This window comes from Streptomyces sp. NPDC002386 (assembly GCF_053593175.1).
This window is the reverse complement of record NZ_JBSFBX010000002.1, coordinates 232,508-248,878: the sequence shown is the minus strand read 5'-3', so window position 1 is coordinate 248,878 and position 16,371 is coordinate 232,508. Positions and strand designations below refer to the sequence as shown.

Here is a 16,371-nt window from a genome sequence, read left to right as displayed (position 1 = left end):
CGGGGTCCGGCGGCCGGGGCTCGTGCCGCCGGTGCGCCGGACCGTGCCGTCAGAGCGTCGTCACTGCGCGGCCTGCTGCTGTTGCTGCTGCTGGGTGCAGTTGATGGTGACCTTGTCCCCGTCCCTCGTGACCGTCTTCAGAGCCTTGGCGGCCTTGGCGGTCTTCAGCGCCTTGGCCGTCTTCAGGGCCTCGGCGACGGGGTCCGCAGCGGCCTGCTGCTGCTGTTGCTGCTGCTGGTTGCAGTTGACCGTGATGGTGCCCTCGTCGTCCTTGGCGGCCTTCAGGGCCCGGGTGGCGGTGTCGCCCGTGCGGACCTGGTCCATCGAGGGGTAGGAGATCTGCAGGAGCGTCATGTTGCCCAGCAGCGGAAGGGAGTCCCCGACACCTTGTGCCTGGGCACCGCCGGCGCTGAGGAGAACCGCGGCCGTCACAGCGGCGCTGACCGTGGCACATCGCTTGGCGAACTTCACTCGACCAACCTTTCGTCGTCCCTGATGCCGAATGCCTTGCTTCGGGGGACAGAATGGTCACGGCGGGCGGCGAAGGATCACTGGGCACGCTGCGGTGCCTTCCTTTTCCCCCGTACAGCCTCACCGGGGAAATGCGCCGAGCGGATGCGAAAGACCCCCGGCGGGTGATCGCGCGGGGGCCTTTTCCGTGACGGTGAAGGACCGGGCTAGAACGTGCCCAGCTTCACGATCGACAGCAGCGCGATGAGCTGGATGGCCGACGCGCCCAGCGCCTTCGGCCAGGGCAGGTCGTGCGAACGGGACACCATCAGGGTGAGCAGGGCGCCCGCGCCGATCCAGGTGGCCCAGCCGAGCAGCTGGACGAATCCCGCGTCGCCGCCGAAGAACATGGCGAAGACCAGGCGGGGGGCGTCCGTGAGGGACGTGATCAGCATGGACAGGCCGACCGTGGGCTGCCAGGCGCCGTTGCCGCCGAGCTGACGGGCCAGGGTGTGGGTCACCACGCCCAGGACGAAGGCGCTCAGCACCATCGCCACGGCGGTGACCAGGACGATCGGGACCGCGTTGGACAGCGTCGCGTTGATCGCGTCCGCGCGGGCCCCGTCGAAGCCGAAGACGGCGAGCAGGCCGTAGAGGAAGGTGACGATCAGGGCCGGGGCCCACATCGTGTAGTCCCGCATCCGCAGGAACGTCTGGTTCGGGGCGAGCACGACGCCCTTCAGCAGTTCCTTCCAGTGCAGGGGCGGGCCGATCGGGCCGGACGGCGCGGCCGCGCCGGCGTGGTAGGTCGAGCCCTGGGTGTAGCCGGCGGCCTCGTCGACCGAGAACGCCTGGGTGTGGCCCGGGTTGTTCGCCGCGTACGGGTCGTACCCGCCGGGTCCCGCGCCCTGGTGGCCGCCGTCGAAGTACTCCGGGCCGTCGTCGGCCCGCCCCGGGTACCCGTACGGCGCCCCCTGCTGCGGGTACGGCGGCTGCGGCGCCGACGGGTAGCCGTACGAGGGGCCCGCGGGCCGTCCGTACGGCTGTCCCTGCCGTCCCTGCGAGGGCCCGCCGGGCCGCCCCTGTCCGTACGACGGTCCCTGCGGCGCCTGCTGTCCTTGGGGGGTGCGGTTGTCCCGGCCCCCGCGTCCGATCCTGAATCCAGCCACGTCATCGAACGTACCTGGTCCCGGCGGCCGACGTGCCGGACCCGGACGTCCGGGCCCGGCTTTGCGGCCGACCTGTGACATCCCCTAAGGGACCGTCAGGGTCGGTCAGTCGGCGAAGTTGGCACCGAAGAACGGCGTGCCCGTCGTCGAGACGCCCGAGGTGCTCGGGGACATGGCGCGGGAGCCGGTCGTGGTGATCCTCGTGCCGTTGGAGGGCAGGTAGGTCACCGCGCCGTTGTCGGCGTTCTCCCGGGAGCCCACGATCAGGTCGGCCCTGCCGTCGCCGGTGACGTCGTCGAGCTTGACGTCCTGCCCGAAGTAGTCGTCGTCCTCGTCGCTGCCGGGCACGCCCGCCGTCGACTGGGCGAAGGACTGGGCGCCGGAGGCGGTGTCCAGGCCTGCCGGGGTGCCGTAGAGGACGGTGACCGTACCCGTGTTGGCGGCGCTGCCGATGTTCTCGCCGGCCACGCCGATCGCGAGGTCGAGGAAGCCGTCGCCGTTGACGTCGCCGAGGTCGAGCTCGTAGCCGAAGAAGTCGTTGCCCTCGGCGGTGCCGGGGACGTTGCCCGTGTCCTGGGTGATGCCGGTGGCGTTGGAGGGGCCGCCGTCGGAGCCGTAGGTCACCCAGACCTTGCCGCCCTTGCCGGAGTCCGGGATGGCCGTGCCGTCGTCGGTGGTGGTGTTCCAGTAGGCGCCGCTGACGATGTCTCCGTAGTGGTCGCCGTTGATGTCGCCGATCGCGGTGATCACGCCGGGCTTCAGGGGCACGGCCTCGGACATGTGGAGGCCGCTCGCCCCGCCCGGGATGTAGTAGTTGCGGTTCCAGCCTTCGGCGGTGTCGGTCTCGAAGCCGTCGACGACCAGGTCGGTCTGCCCGCTGTTGTTGATGTCGCCGGCGGTCAGGTTGAGCGGTCCGCCCGCGTCGGTGCCCATGATCGGGGGCTTGACCGTGTACTTGCCGCCCGGGGTGCCGGCGGAGCTGAAGCCGCCCTTGAGGACGTAGATGGTGGCGGTGGAGCTGCCCACGGCCAGGTCGGCCCGGCCGTCGCCGTCGAAGTCGCCGGCGGCGAGGTTCTTGCCCCAGTAGTCGTGCGCGGAGGGAGCCGGGTCCGCGACCGTGGACCCCTTGCCGGTGATTCCGGAGGCGGAGCCCCACAGGATGACGACGCCGCCTCCGTCGGTGTCACCGCCGACGTCCTCGCCGGGGGCGCCGACGGCGAGGTCGTCGTAGCCGTCGTCGTTGAAGTCGGCGTACGCGGTCTCGGCGCCGAAGTGGTCGCCGCTCTCGGCGGAGCCGGGGTTGCCTGCGGTGTTCTGGCTGATCGTGGAGCGCTTGGCGGACGAGATGCCGCTCTGGCCGCCGTAGAGGACGACCAGCTGGCCGGCGGCCTTGCTGCCGCCGACGTAGGCGCCGTCGGCGGAGAAGGCCGTGTCGCCGATCCCGTCGTTGTTGAAGTCGGCCTGCGGGACGACGGTGGAGTCCGCGGCCGTGGCGGTCACGGCCGAGAACGTGAGCAGCCCGCCCGTCAGAGCGGCGGCGGTGGCCGTCGCGAGGGCGAGTCGCAGAGGCTTGTGCATGCGGGTTCTCCTGCTGCATGCGGGGATGCCTGGCGGGCATCCGCAGTCGATGGGGTGCGGACCGTCCGGGTTCGCCGCGGGTTGCCCCGCGGTTCACGGAGCGTTCGGCGCAGAGGAGACCCGCGCGGGGACGCAAGGGTTGTACGTGACGCCGGTCACTTTCCGGAGCCGCCGGGAACCGGACCGGCCCGGATCACATCGCCAGGAACTCCGAGCTGGAGAACGTCACCGCCGGCCTGTCGTCGAGCAGGTCCTTCGCCGATCCCCGGTACACGGCGACGGTGTCCTTCGTGTCGCCCCGGTGCGTCCGCACGACCAGGTCGGCCCGCCCGTCCCCGTCGAAGTCGCCGGCCGTGAGGACCCGCGTGGTGCCGGGCCCCGGCGGCGCGAGGGTGACCGCGTCCTTCCCCGTGAGCCCGGCCGGCCCCGCCCGCAGGACGCGCAGCCGGGAGCCGCTGGAGACGAGTTCGTCGCGGCCGTCGCCGTCGAAGTCGGCGGCGTCCAGCGTCGAGCCGGGCACGGCGAGCGCCGCCGGCGCCGCGGGGGCCGGCAGGTCGTAGCGCAGGGACGTTTCCGCCGTGCCGCCGACCGCCGCGTCCAGCGCCTTGCCGCGGCCGAAGCGGCCGAGGGCCACGTCGACGCCGGCGGGCAGGCGGGTGCCGGTGCGGGTGGGGCCGGCCGGGCCGCCGAGGACGAGGGCGGCCGTTCCGGTGCCCTCCGTGGCGCGGACCACGAGGTCGTCGGCCCCGTCGCCGTCGACGTCGGCCGCGGGCCCGGCGGGCACCTCGCCCGGGGAGGTCAGCGGCGCGCCCGCCGCGCGCGGGGCGCCGGTCCGGCTGAACGGTCCGCGCAGGTACGACAGCCTGCCGCCGGAGGCGTGCAGCACCAGGTCCTCCTCGCCGTCCCCGTCGAAGTCGCCGCAGACCGGCTGGTCCGGCCAGTCGTTGCCGAAGCGGGCGCGGTCCGGGACGGAGAGCTTGACGGCGCGGCCGGCCAGCCCGGCGGGTGAGCCGAACAGCACCTGCAGCGGCACCGGGGGCCGACCCTGGCCGTCGTACGGCGGGTCGGTGGAGACGATCAGGTCGGTGAAGCCGTCGCCGTCGAGGTCGCAGCCGGCTTCCGCGTCGAAGACGGCGGGGAGCCGGCCCTTGGTGGGGGCGGCCCGCTTCCCCGGGGTGAGCAGTTGCCGCGCGCCGGGTGTCAGTCCGCGCGGTCCGCCGTAGACGATCCCGATGCCCGCGTCGTCGGCGTGGCTGTCCTCCTTGACGAGGTCGTCGAGGACGAGGTCGCGGTGGCCGTCGCCGTTGAAGTCGTCGGGGACGTCGCTCCCCCCGCCGCGCGGCACGGGGATCTCCGCGGGGGCGTCGGCGATGCGGGCGGGCGTGGGCCCGGCCCCGCCGTCCGCGCCGTCCGGGCCGCAGGCGGTGAGGAGCAGGGTGCCGCAGAGGACGGCGGTGGTCGCGGTACTGATCCCACGTCTGCGCAACGGCACCGCGCACCTCTCCCGGCTCTCGGACGACAACCTCGCAATCATGCACGCGTTCGAGAGACGGGGTAAGGGGCGGGGGTGGCGGATCGGTCACGGCCGGTCCGCGGACACCACGGCGCCCCCCGGTCCGCGGTGCGGTCCGGGGGGCGCCGTGTGCTGTTCAGCGGGCGGTCACTTCACCGGCTCGGGCTCCGGCTCGCTCTCCGCCTCCGCCTCGCCCGCCGGGTCGACCGGCGTCCTGACGGAGTCGAGCAGCAGCTGGGCGACGTCCACGACCTGGATGGACTCCTTGGCCTTGCCGTCGTTCTTCTTGCCGTTGACCGAGTCGGTCAGCATGACCAGGCAGAACGGGCAGGCGGTCGAGACGATGTCCGGGTTGAGGGAGAGGGCCTCGTCGACGCGCTCGTTGTTGATGCGCTTGCCGATCCGCTCCTCCATCCACATCCGGGCGCCGCCGGCGCCGCAGCAGAAGCCGCGCTCCTTGTGGCGGTGCATCTCCTCGTTGCGCAGGCCCGGGACCTTGCCGATGATCTCGCGCGGAGGCGTGTAGATCTTGTTGTGGCGGCCCAGGTAGCACGGGTCGTGGTAGGTGATGATGCCCTCGACCGGGGTGACGGGGACCAGCTTGCCCTCGTCCACCAGGTGCTGGAGCAGCTGGGTGTGGTGGATGACCTCGTAGTCGCCGCCGAGCTGCGGGTACTCGTTGCCGAGCGTGTTGAGGCAGTGCGGGCAGGTGGCGACGATCTTCTTGGCCGACTTCGGCTTCCTGGACTCCGCCGTGACCTTGCCGTCGTCGTCCAGCTCCTCGCCGAACGCCGTGTTCAGGGCCATGACGTTCTCCATGCCGAGCTCCTGGAACAGGGGCTCGTTGCCGAGACGGCGGGCGGAGTCACCGGTGCACTTCTCGTCGCCGCCCATGATCGCGAACTTCACGCCCGCGATGTGCAGCAGCTCGGCGAAGGCCTTGGTGGTCTTCTTGGCGCGGTCCTCGAGGGCGCCGGCGCAGCCGACCCAGTACAGGTACTCGACCTCGGTGAGGTCCTCGATGTCCCTGCCGACGACCGGGACCTCGAATTCGACCTCCTTGAGCCACTCCAGGCGCTGCTTCTTGGCCAGGCCCCAGGGGTTGCCCTTCTTCTCCAGGTTCTTGAGCATCGTGCCCGCCTCGGACGGGAACGCGGACTCGATCATGACCTGGTAGCGGCGCATGTCGACGATGTGGTCGACGTGCTCGATGTCGACGGGGCACTGCTCGACGCAGGCGCCGCAGGTGGTGCAGGACCACAGGACGTCCGGGTCGATGACGCCGTTCTCCTCGGCGGTGCCGATGAGCGGGCGCTCGGCCTCCGCGAGGGCGGCGGCGGGCACGTCCTTGAGCTGCTCCTCGGAGGCCTTCTCCTCGCCCTCCATGGTCTTGCCGCCGCCGGCCAGCAGGTACGGCGCCTTGGCGTGGGCGTGGTCCCGCAGCGACATGATCAGCAGCTTCGGGGACAGCGGCTTGCCGGTGTTCCAGGCGGGGCACTGCGACTGGCAGCGGCCGCACTCGGTGCAGGTGGAGAAGTCCAGCAGGCCCTTCCAGGAGAACTGCTCGACCTGGGAGACGCCGAAGACGTCGTCGTCGCCCGGGTCCTCGAAGTCGATCGGCTCGCCGCCGGAGGTCATCGGGAGCAGGGCGCCGAGGGAGGTCCCGCCGTCGGCGTTGCGCTTGAACCAGATGTTCGGGAAGGCGAGGAAGCGGTGCCAGGCCACACCCATGTCGGTCTTCAGGGCGACCGTGATCATCCAGATGAAGGACGTCGCGATCTTCAGGCCCGCGAAGAAGTAGGTGAGGTTCTGGAGCGTGGAGACGTCCATGCCCTCGAGCCAGTGGACGACCGGGTACGAGATGAAGAACGAGGCCTCGTAGCCGTCCACGTGGTGCTGGGCGCCCTCCAGCGCGTGCAGCATGAAGATGCAGACGCCGACGATGAGGATGACGGCCTCGACGAAGTACGCCTGGCCGAAGTTCGAGCCGGCGAAGCGGGACTTGCGGCCCGGCTTGCGCGGGTGGCTGAGCTGCCGGATGACGATCAGGGCGAGGATGCCGAGCACCGTCATCGTGCCGATGAACTCGACGAAGACGTTGTACGGCGCCCAGTCGCCGATGACCGGCAGGATCCAGTCGGCCTGGAACAGCTGGCCGATGGCGTTGACGATGGTCAGCAGCAGCGAGAAGAAGCCGACCGCCACGAACCAGTGCGCGACACCGACGATGCCCCAGCGGTTCATCCGGGTGTGGCCGAGGAACTCCCTGACCACGGTGACGGTGCGCCGGCCGGGCTCGTCGGTTCGGGTGCCCGCGGGCACGTTCTGGCCGAGCCGCATGAAGTTGTAGATCTGCAGGAGGGCGCGGGCGAACAGGGCCACGCCGACCACGATCAGAACCAGCGACACGATGATCGCGGCGAGTTGCATTTCGGGGCTCCTCGGGCCTGCGAGGGAAATTACTAAGCGGTAACTTATGCAGTCCGTTCGAGACTACCCGCATCTTTACTCGCACTGTAGCCAGGCGCGAGGTGATCTGGATCGCTGAGGTGTGCCTGAGCCGAATGGCAATCCGATCGTGTTATTCGTACCGAATTGCTACTTTCGCGCCTAACTTAGAGCCGTGCTCTACGGGATCGCCGCGGCCTGTGCCGCCCTACTCCTCACCGCCGTGCTCGCGGCGCTGCTCCGGCTGCCCGCGCTGCGCGCGGGAATCGTGGACCGGCGGCGGCAGCGGCCCCTCCCGGTGCTCGGCGGAGTGGCCGTCGTGGCCGTCACCTGCCTGGTCGCCTGGGCGGGGGAGTGGATCGGGGTCGCGCCCTTCGGGGACGGCGTCGGCCGGCTGCTCGCCGTCGCCGCCGGTATCGCCTTACTGGGGCTGGTCGCCGACGTGTGGCGGCTGCGGGCGCGGGTGCTGGTCACCGGCACCGCCGTGGCGGCGGCCTGTGTGGTGCCGTACGACGAGACGGGCGCCTGGGGCGGCCTCCTGGCCGTGGCCTGGATCGTCTTCGCCACGCTCGCCTTCAAGGGGCTCGACCACGCCGACGGGCTGGCCGGCACCGTCGGGGTGGTCACCGCCTTCGGGGCGGGGGTCTGCGCGGCCGCGGAGCTGATGGACGGCCTCGCCGTGCTGCTCAGCGTGTTCGCCGCCGCGCTGACCGGCTTCCTGATGCACAACTGGCATCCCGCGCGCGTGGGGCTCGGGGCCTGCGGATCGCTCTTCACCGGATTCCTGCTGTCCGCGGCCGTTGTCTTCACCCGCGCGGGGTACGGGCTCGAGCAGAGCGCGGGTGTGGTGTTCAGCCTGAGCGCCGTGGCCGCGGCCGACTTCCTGCTGGTCGTCCTCGCGCGCCTCACCTCCCGCCGCCCGCTGCTCAGGCGGGGCCCGGACCATCTGGCGCACCGGCTGCGGCGGCTCGGGCCGACCCCGCCGGGGGCGGTCGTGCTGCTGGGCGCCGGGTCCTTCTCCTCCGTGCTGGTGGGGGTGCTCGTGCACTCGGGGTGGACCGGGGACAAGGCGGTGCTGTGGGTGGTCGGCGGGGTGGTCTTCGCCGTTCTCGTACTCCTTCGCATCCCTGTCCAGCGGCCCCGGCGCACGGTATCGACGCAGGTCAGCGGGCACTTGCGTGTAAGGAACGGATAAGAGTTGAGTCCTGTTGACTCAGGTCTGTTGACCGCACGGGCCCTCTGATGCACACTTGAGCCTGTTCCACTCAAGTCAGCTGGAGGAATCAACCATGGCACGTGCGGTCGGCATCGACCTGGGCACGACTAACTCCGTCGTCAGCGTTCTGGAGGGCGGCGAGCCCACCGTCATCACCAACGCCGAGGGTGCCAGGACCACGCCGTCCGTCGTCGCCTTCGCGAAGAACGGTGAAGTGCTCGTCGGCGAGGTGGCCAAGCGCCAGGCGGTCACGAACGTGGACCGGACCATCCGCTCCGTCAAGCGCCACATGGGCACCGACTGGAAGATCCAGCTCGACGGGAAGGACTTCAACCCGCAGCAGATCTCCGCCTTCATCCTGCAGAAGCTGAAGCGGGACGCCGAGTCCTACCTGGGCGAGAAGGTCACGGACGCGGTCATCACCGTCCCGGCCTACTTCAACGACTCCGAGCGCCAGGCGACGAAGGAGGCCGGTGAGATCGCGGGTCTGAACGTCCTGCGCATCGTCAACGAGCCCACCGCGGCGGCGCTCGCCTACGGCCTCGACAAGGACGACCAGACGATCCTCGTCTTCGACCTCGGTGGCGGCACCTTCGACGTGTCCCTCCTGGAGATCGGCGACGGCGTCGTCGAGGTGAAGGCCACCAACGGTGACAACCACCTCGGTGGTGACGACTGGGACCAGCGCGTCGTCGACTACCTGGTGCAGCAGTTCAAGGCCGGCCACGGCGTGGACCTCGCCAAGGACAAGATGGCGCTGCAGCGTCTGCGCGAGGCCGCCGAGAAGGCGAAGATCGAGCTGTCCTCGTCCACCGAGACCTCGATCAACCTGCCCTACATCACGGCGTCCGCCGAGGGCCCGCTGCACCTGGACGAGAAGCTCACGCGCGCCCAGTTCCAGCAGCTCACCGCGGACCTGCTGGAGCGCTGCAAGACGCCGTTCCACAACGTCATCAAGGACGCGGGCATCCAGCTCGGCGAGATCGACCACGTCGTCCTCGTCGGCGGCTCCACCCGCATGCCCGCCGTCGCCGAGCTCGTCAAGGAGCTGACCGGCGGCAACGAGGCCAACAAGGGCGTGAACCCGGACGAGGTCGTCGCCATCGGCGCCGCCCTCCAGGCCGGTGTCCTCAAGGGTGAGGTCAAGGACGTCCTGCTCCTCGACGTGACCCCGCTGTCCCTCGGCATCGAGACCAAGGGCGGCATCATGACGAAGCTCATCGAGCGGAACACGACGATCCCGACCAAGCGGTCCGAGATCTTCACCACCGCCGAGGACAACCAGCCCTCCGTGCAGATCCAGGTCTACCAGGGCGAGCGCGAGATCGCGGCGTACAACAAGAAGCTCGGGATGTTCGAGCTGACCGGTCTGCCGCCGGCCCCGCGCGGTGTCCCGCAGATCGAGGTCGCCTTCGACATCGACGCCAACGGCATCATGCACGTGACCGCGAAGGACCTCGGCACGGGCAAGGAGCAGAAGATGACCGTCACCGGCGGCTCCTCGCTGCCGAAGGACGAGGTCGACCGCATGCGCCAGGAGGCCGAGAAGTACGCGGAGGAGGACCACGCCCGCCGCGAGGCCGCCGAGACCCGCAACCAGGGCGAGCAGCTCGTCTACCAGACCGAGAAGTTCCTCAAGGACAACGAGGACAAGGTCCCGGGCGAGGTCAGGACCGAGGTCGAGGAGGCCGTCGCCGAGCTGAAGGAGAAGCTCAAGGGCGAGGACACCACCGAGATCCGTACGGCCACCGAGAAGGTCGCGGCCGTCTCGCAGAAGCTGGGTCAGGCCATGTACGCCGACGCCCAGGCCGCCCAGGCCGCCGGTGGCGCGCCCGAGGGTGAGGCCAAGGCGGACGACGACGTCGTGGACGCCGAGATCGTCGACGACGAGCGCAAGGACGGTGCCGCGTGACGGAGGAGACCCCGGGCTTCGAGGAGAAGCCCGACGTCCCCTCCGGCGCCACCCCTGACGACGCCGAGCCGAAGGCCGCCCCCGAGGAGGGGGCGGCCCCGGCCGGGGACGCAACCGCAGACGCCGGCCTGGTGGCACAGCTGGACCAGGTGCGCACGGCACTGAACGAGCGCACGCTGGACCTCCAGCGCCTGCAGGCCGAGTACCAGAACTACCGCCGCCGCGTCGAGCGCGACCGGGTCGCGGTCCGGGAGATCGCCGTGGCGAACCTCCTGACCGAGCTCCTGCCCGTGCTCGACGACATCGGCCGGGCACGGGAACACGGCGAACTGGTCGGCGGCTTCAAGTCGGTGGCCGAGTCGCTGGAGACCGTCGCGGCCAAGATGGGTCTGCAGCAGTTCGGCAAGGAGGGCGAGCCCTTCGACCCGACGATCCACGAGGCGCTGATGCACAGCTACGCGCCGGACGTCACCGAGACGACCTGCGTGGCCATCCTGCAGCCCGGGTACCGCATCGGCGAGCGCACCATCCGCCCCGCGCGGGTGGCCGTCGCCGAACCGCAGCCCGGCGCGCAGACCGTCAAGGGCGAGGGCGCCGAGGAGAACACCGAGGCGGACGCGGCCGACGACAAGGAGAACGGTGGCCCGGAGGAGGGCTGACGTAATCACCGGGGACAGGAAGGAGGGACGTCGGGGATGAGTACCAAGGACTTCATCGAGAAGGACTACTACAAGGTCCTCGGCGTCCCCAAGGACGCCACCGAGGCAGAGATCAAGAAGGCGTACCGGAAGCTCGCCCGCGAGTTCCACCCGGACGCCAACAAGGGCAACGCCAGGGCCGAGGAGCGCTTCAAGGAGATCTCCGAGGCGAACGACGTCCTCGGCGACCCGAAGAAGCGCAAGGAGTACGACGAGGCGCGCGCCCTGTTCGGCAACGGGGGCTTCCGCCCCGGTCCGGGCGCCGGCGGCGGCAACTTCAACTTCGACCTCGGTGACCTCTTCGGGGGCAACCCGCAGAGCTCGGGCGGCTTCGGCGGCGGGCTCGGCGACGTCTTCGGCGGCCTGTTCAACCGCGGCGGTACGGGCACCACCCGTACCCAGCCGCGGCGCGGCCAGGACATCGACACCGAGGTCACGCTGAGCTTCACGGAGGCCATCGAAGGCGCCACGGTGCCGCTGCGGATGTCCTCCCAGGCGCCCTGCAAGGCCTGTTCGGGCACCGGCGACAAGAACGGCACACCGCGCGTGTGCCCGACCTGCGTCGGCACCGGGCAGGTCGCCCGGGGCTCGGGCGGCGGGTTCTCGCTCACCGACCCGTGCCCCGACTGCAAGGGCCGCGGCCTGATCGCCGAGCACCCCTGCCTGGAGTGCAAGGGCAGCGGCCGCGCCAAGTCCTCGCGCACCATGCAGGTCCGCATCCCGGCCGGAGTGACGGACGGGCAGCGGATCCGGCTGCGCGGCAAGGGGGCGCCCGGTGAACGGGGCGGACCGGCGGGCGACCTCTACGTGGTCGTGCATGTCGGCGCGCACCCGGTGTTCGGGCGCAAGGACGACAACCTCACCGTCACCGTACCGGTGACGTACCCCGAGGCGGCCCTGGGCGGCGAGGTGCGGGTCCCGACCCTCGGCGGCCCGCCGGTCACCCTGAAACTGCCGCCCGGCACCCCGAACGGCCGCACCATGCGCGCCCGGGGCAAGGGCGCGGTCCGCAAGGACGGCACCCGCGGCGACCTTCTGGTCACCGTCGAGGTGAGTGTCCCGAAGGACCTGTCGGGGAAGGCTCGTGACGCGCTCGAGGCGTATCGCGAGGCGACCGCGGGGGAGGACCCGCGGGCGGAGCTGTTCGAGGCCGCGAAGGGAGATTGAGGGCCCCATGGACACACCCGGCCGTCGGCGTAACCCGTATGAACTGACCGAGGAGACCCCGGTCTACGTCATCTCGGTGGCGGCCCAGCTCTCCGGACTCCATCCGCAGACGCTGCGTCAGTACGACCGTCTAGGTCTGGTCTCCCCGGACCGCACGGCCGGGCGGGGCCGCCGCTACTCGGCCCGTGACATCGAACTGCTCCGCCAGGTGCAGGCGCTGTCCCAGGACGAGGGCATCAACCTGGCCGGTATCAAGCGCATCATCGAACTGGAGAACCAGGTCGCCGCGCTCCAGTCCCGCGTCGTGGAGCTGCAGTCGGCCCTGGACGGCGCTGCGGCCGCGATGCAGCAGCGCGAGGCCGCCGTGCACGCCTCCTACCGGCGCGACCTGGTGCCGTATCAGGAGGTGCAGCAGACCAGCGCGCTGGTGGTCTGGCGGCCCAAGCGGCAGCAGCAGGCGGACTGACCGCCGGCGGCCAACGGCACCGGAAGGGGCCGGGAACGGGTGACCGTTCCCGGCCCCTTCCGCGTGCGCGGCGGACGGCGCCGGTTGCCCGGATCTTTGCCCTGTCGTGAACTTCCTTTACGTGGAGGGTCCGTAAAGAGCGTTTGGAGGTGATTCCGCTCCGCCTTCACAGGTGCAGCGGAGCGTGCTGTTGCGCACTCGTTAAGTAGTTCCGCTTGACGCCGGGTGGCCGCTCCGCGTTGTCTTTTCAGACACCTGGGTCGTAAAGCAGCACCCACGTCCGGATCGCACCTGAAGTGAGCCCTCGAATGCGTCGTATCGCCATATCCGTGGCAGCGTCCACGATGATCCTTTCGCTCGCCGGGTGCGGCGTGCTGGACGCGACGGGGGACGGTGCGAGCGCGAGCCCGACGAAGGGTGACGACGTCACCATCGGGCTGCTGCTGCCGGAGAAGGCGAACACCCGCTACGACAAGTTCGACTACCCGATCATCAAGAGCAAGGTCACCGAACTGACCCACAAGAAGGGCACCGTCCGGTACGCCAACGCGGACGCGGACGCCGCCCGTCAGGCGGGCCAGATGCAGACGATGATCGACGAGAAGGTCGACGTCATCCTGCTCGACGCGGTCGACTCGCACGGCATCGCCGGCGAGGTGAAGAAGGCCAAGGAGGCGGGCATCCCCGTCATCGCCTACGACCGTCTCGCCGAGGGCCCGATCGACGCCTACATCTCCTTCGACAACGAGCTGGTCGGCGAGGTGCAGGGCCGCACGCTGCTCGAGGCCCTGGGCTCGGGGGTGGACACCTCCGACAAGGTCGTCATGGTGAACGGCTCGCCGACCGACCCCAACGCCAAGCAGTTCAAGCAGGGCGCGATGTCCGAGCTGAACGGCAAGGTCGACATCGCGAAGAGCTACGACACCCCCGACTGGAAGCCGGAGAACGCCCAGGCCTACATGACCAAGGTGATCGCCGAGATCGGCAAGGACAACATCGCCGCGGTCTACGCGGCCAACGACGGCATGGCGAGCGGTGTCATCAAGGCCCTGACGGCGGCCGGCGTCACCAAGCTGCCCCCGATCACCGGCCAGGACGCCGAACTGGACGCCGTGCAGCGGATCGTCGCCGGCGAGCAGTACATGAGCGTCTACAAGTCCTACCCGGACGAGGCCGAGGCCGCCGCCCAGATGGCCGTCACCAAGGTGCAGGGCAAGGACATCCAGTTCGACGCCCTGACCCAGGACCGGGCCGACAGCCCCACCGACAAGGACATCCCGTCCCGTCTCGTCCAGGTGAGCGCCCTGACCCGCGCCAAGATCAAGGACACCGTCATCGCCGACGGGATCTACACGACGGGCGACATCTGCACGGCCAAGTACAAGGCGGCCTGCGCGTCGATCGGCCTGAAGTAGCCCGCGTCCCACCCCCCCCAGCTTGTTGCGGTCGCGGCGGGCGAAAGCCCGTACGCAACGGCGCATACCGGCCGTTTTCCCCGGCCGGGGCGGCCGGAGCCGTGTTGCGGACCCGGTCCCGGCCGCGCATAGTTGCGCTGCGGAAGTGGCAGCAACCGGGGGTGGAATGCGCGATGGCCGGGCACGGGACGGAGGAGCATCCTCACGGTGCCGACCGCCTGTGCGAGGCCGGGGATCGCGTGTACTCCCGGGCCGTGCGCCGGGGGCGGGTGCCGCGCACGGACGCCGGTCCGGTGCCCTGCCTGCTCGAACTGGCCCTGCTGCACCCCGATCCGGACGACATGGACTGGCTGGTGCCGACCTCGCCGCAGGAGGTCATGACGCGGCTGCTGCGCGGGGTCCACGACGAGGTCAGGGAGAGCCAGCGGCGGGTGGGCTCGGCGGTCGCCGCCTTCGAGTGGTACGCGGGCCTGGGACGGCAGCTCCAGGCGCTCTCGGCGGCCGGTGAGGGCACGGCCATCCGGGTGCTGGACGGGCTCTCCCGCATCCAGGCCGCGATGGACGAGGCGACCGCGGCGTGCACCGCGGAGGTGCTCACCGTGCAGCCCGGCGGCATCCGGCGCGAGGGCGAGCTGAGCGAGGGACTGCACCGGGCGCTGGCGCTGCGCGGCCGGGGCGTGCGCATGCGCGACCTGTACACGCACGTGGCCCGGCACGGGCAGGGGCTGCTCAACTACCTGGAACTGATGGGCGGCGCGGTCGAGGCCCGCACCCTGGACGAGGTCATCGACCGGCTGATCCTCTTCGACCGCACGGTCGCGTTCATCCCCGCCAACTCCGAGCGCACGATGGCCCTCGAACTGCGGCACCCGGCCCTGGTCGAGTACCTGGTGACCGTCTTCGAGCGGCTCTGGCGCCTGGCGCTGCCGCTGACGGCCCCGCTGCCCGACACCGGCATCGAGGGCATCTCGCACCGCGAGCGGTCCATCGCCACGCTGCTCGCCGAGGGGCACCAGGACGCGGTGATCGCCGAACGGCTCGGCATCAGCGTCCGGACCTGCCGGGCGCACATCGCCCGGCTCTCGGACACGCTCGGCGCGGCGAGCCGTACCCAACTGGGCGTGCGCATCGCGCAGGTGGGCCTGGACCGCCCTCCGCACAGCGGACCGCCGGTGACGCCCGCCGCGCTGGGGATGCCCGGCCAGGGCTCCCCGAGGGTGCGCTGAGGCGCCCTCGCGCCCGCTCGTCAGTCGTGCCGCCCCGGCGCCGGTATCCCGGGCTCCTGGTCCGGTTCGTGGTCCAGCAGCCCGGAGCGGGCGATGAGATACCCGAGCTGCGCGCGGCTGCCGCTGCCGAGGGCGGCGGCCAGCTTGGCGATGTGGGCCCGGCAGGTCCGTACGTTCATGCCGAGCCGGCGGGCGATCGCCTCGTCCACGTGGCCCTCGACCAGAAGCTTGGCGATGGAGCGCTGCACCCCCGTGACGCCGTCGACCGGGGGCGCGTAGGCCGGCTCCTCCAGGAGGGGCACCGCGCGCCGCCAGAGCTGCTCGAAGACCTTGACCAGGTAGTCGACCAGCGCCGGGTGCCGCAGTTCGAGGGCCACCTGGCGGTCGTCGCGGGCGGGGATGAAGGCCACCTCGCGGTCGAAGATCATCAGACGCTCGATCAGCTCCTCGAGCGTGCGGATCTCCACCTTGCCCTTGGCCATGATCTCCGCGTACGCCAGCGTGCCCTGACTGTGCCGCACGGTGTGCTGGTACAGGGTGCGCATCGAGATCCCGCGGTCGATGACGGCCTGACCCCGTTTCAGGGCGATGCCGAGGACGTTCTCGCTGCGTCCGCCGCCGGGCTGCACGGTGAGCACCTCGTGCCGGCAGTCCGCCGTGGCCCGTTCGATGGCCGTGTTGATCCGCTCGATGCCCTCGTGCACCGTGACCGCGTTGGTGTCCCCCGTACTCTGGGCACTGATGGCCATGAATGGCTCGAAGGAATCGGTGAGTTCGATCGCGACGTGCCTGCGCTCCTGGATCTCTCGTTCGATCGGATGCAGACGCTGCGCGAGCGCGGCGGCGGGCGGTACCGGACGCAGCCATTTGGGATCGTCCGGATCGGGATGCAGCAGCGCGAGTTCCAGCAGGCAGGGGGCGACTTCCACCTCCGGGCGGGCGACGCGTCCCAGCCGCAGCGCGTCGGCGTACAGGCGCTTGCCGTCTTCACAGAGATCCGTCATCCCATGAGGATGATGTGTCTCGTTTGTGTGAGTATTAGGCAAATCTCCACCCCCCAGGGTCCTGTACATGCAGGAACATGATGCACCGCTTCTGTGGCTTTGACGTGGC

The 16,371-nt window shown here is 70.6% G+C and carries 13 protein-coding genes; 7 read left to right on the top strand and 6 right to left on the bottom strand.

What is annotated here, in order from left to right; genetic code table 11:
• Nucleotides 1-60: 60 nt before the first annotated feature.
• From ACWCPN_RS05240 to ACWCPN_RS05220, 5 genes are all read right to left on the bottom strand, one after another.
• The gene (locus tag ACWCPN_RS05240; RefSeq protein WP_451202518.1) at nucleotides 61-471 is read right to left on the bottom strand and encodes a hypothetical protein; all 411 of its coding nucleotides are present in this window, start codon (nucleotides 469-471) and stop codon (nucleotides 61-63) included.
• A gap of 206 nt (nucleotides 472-677) precedes the next feature.
• The gene (locus tag ACWCPN_RS05235) at nucleotides 678-1,700 is read right to left on the bottom strand and encodes a YIP1 family protein (RefSeq protein WP_451202517.1); all 1,023 of its coding nucleotides are present in this window, start codon (nucleotides 1,698-1,700) and stop codon (nucleotides 678-680) included.
• 24 nt (nucleotides 1,701-1,724) lie between these two features.
• On the bottom strand, nucleotides 1,725-3,197 hold the full coding sequence (locus tag ACWCPN_RS05230; RefSeq protein WP_451202516.1) for an FG-GAP and VCBS repeat-containing protein: 1,473 nt from the start codon (nucleotides 3,195-3,197) through the stop codon (nucleotides 1,725-1,727).
• Nucleotides 3,198-3,390: 193 nt separating this feature from the next.
• Nucleotides 3,391-4,689: an FG-GAP repeat domain-containing protein gene (locus tag ACWCPN_RS05225; RefSeq protein ID WP_451202514.1), complete on the bottom strand. Its 1,299-nt coding sequence runs from the start codon at nucleotides 4,687-4,689 to the stop codon at nucleotides 3,391-3,393.
• A gap of 168 nt (nucleotides 4,690-4,857) precedes the next feature.
• Nucleotides 4,858-7,140 (bottom strand): (Fe-S)-binding protein, encoded by a 2,283-nt coding sequence (locus tag ACWCPN_RS05220; protein ID WP_451202513.1) that lies wholly within the window; start codon nucleotides 7,138-7,140, stop codon nucleotides 4,858-4,860.
• A gap of 193 nt (nucleotides 7,141-7,333) precedes the next feature.
• Here ACWCPN_RS05220 and ACWCPN_RS05215 point away from each other — a divergent pair, with 193 nt between their 5' ends.
• The 7 genes from ACWCPN_RS05215 (at nucleotide 7,334) to ACWCPN_RS05185 (ending at nucleotide 15,258) form a co-directional block, all read left to right on the top strand.
• Entirely contained in the window at nucleotides 7,334-8,353 is a 1,020-nt protein-coding gene (locus ACWCPN_RS05215; RefSeq protein ID WP_199211332.1) for an MraY family glycosyltransferase, read from the top strand.
• A gap of 94 nt (nucleotides 8,354-8,447) precedes the next feature.
• Nucleotides 8,448-10,286, top strand: a complete 1,839-nt coding sequence (gene dnaK / locus ACWCPN_RS05210; RefSeq protein ID WP_451202511.1) for a molecular chaperone DnaK — start codon at nucleotides 8,448-8,450, stop codon at nucleotides 10,284-10,286.
• The gene (grpE, locus tag ACWCPN_RS05205) at nucleotides 10,283-10,945 is read left to right on the top strand and encodes a nucleotide exchange factor GrpE (protein ID WP_365121541.1); all 663 of its coding nucleotides are present in this window, start codon (nucleotides 10,283-10,285) and stop codon (nucleotides 10,943-10,945) included. Before dnaK ends, grpE begins: the two co-directional genes overlap by 4 nt.
• A gap of 36 nt (nucleotides 10,946-10,981) precedes the next feature.
• Nucleotides 10,982-12,151, top strand: coding sequence for a molecular chaperone DnaJ (dnaJ, locus tag ACWCPN_RS05200; RefSeq protein ID WP_199211334.1), 1,170 nt, complete (start codon nucleotides 10,982-10,984; stop codon nucleotides 12,149-12,151).
• A 7-nt stretch (nucleotides 12,152-12,158) separates the two neighbouring features.
• A complete protein-coding gene (locus tag ACWCPN_RS05195; protein WP_199211335.1) occupies nucleotides 12,159-12,617 on the top strand; it encodes a heat shock protein transcriptional repressor HspR in 459 nt (152 codons plus the stop codon).
• 308 nt (nucleotides 12,618-12,925) lie between these two features.
• Complete coding sequence (locus ACWCPN_RS05190) at nucleotides 12,926-14,032, top strand: sugar ABC transporter substrate-binding protein (RefSeq protein WP_451202509.1); 1,107 nt, start codon at nucleotides 12,926-12,928, stop codon at nucleotides 14,030-14,032.
• Nucleotides 14,033-14,205: 173 nt separating this feature from the next.
• On the top strand, nucleotides 14,206-15,258 hold the full coding sequence (locus ACWCPN_RS05185; protein ID WP_451202508.1) for a LuxR C-terminal-related transcriptional regulator: 1,053 nt from the start codon (nucleotides 14,206-14,208) through the stop codon (nucleotides 15,256-15,258).
• Between the two features lie 20 nt (nucleotides 15,259-15,278).
• Here the strand turns inward: ACWCPN_RS05185 and ACWCPN_RS05180 are convergent, their stop codons facing one another.
• Nucleotides 15,279-16,262 carry a helix-turn-helix transcriptional regulator gene (locus ACWCPN_RS05180; RefSeq protein ID WP_451202507.1) on the bottom strand — a complete coding sequence of 328 codons (984 nt, stop codon included), beginning with the start codon at nucleotides 16,260-16,262 and terminating at the stop codon, nucleotides 15,279-15,281.
• Nucleotides 16,263-16,371 lie beyond the last annotated feature (109 nt).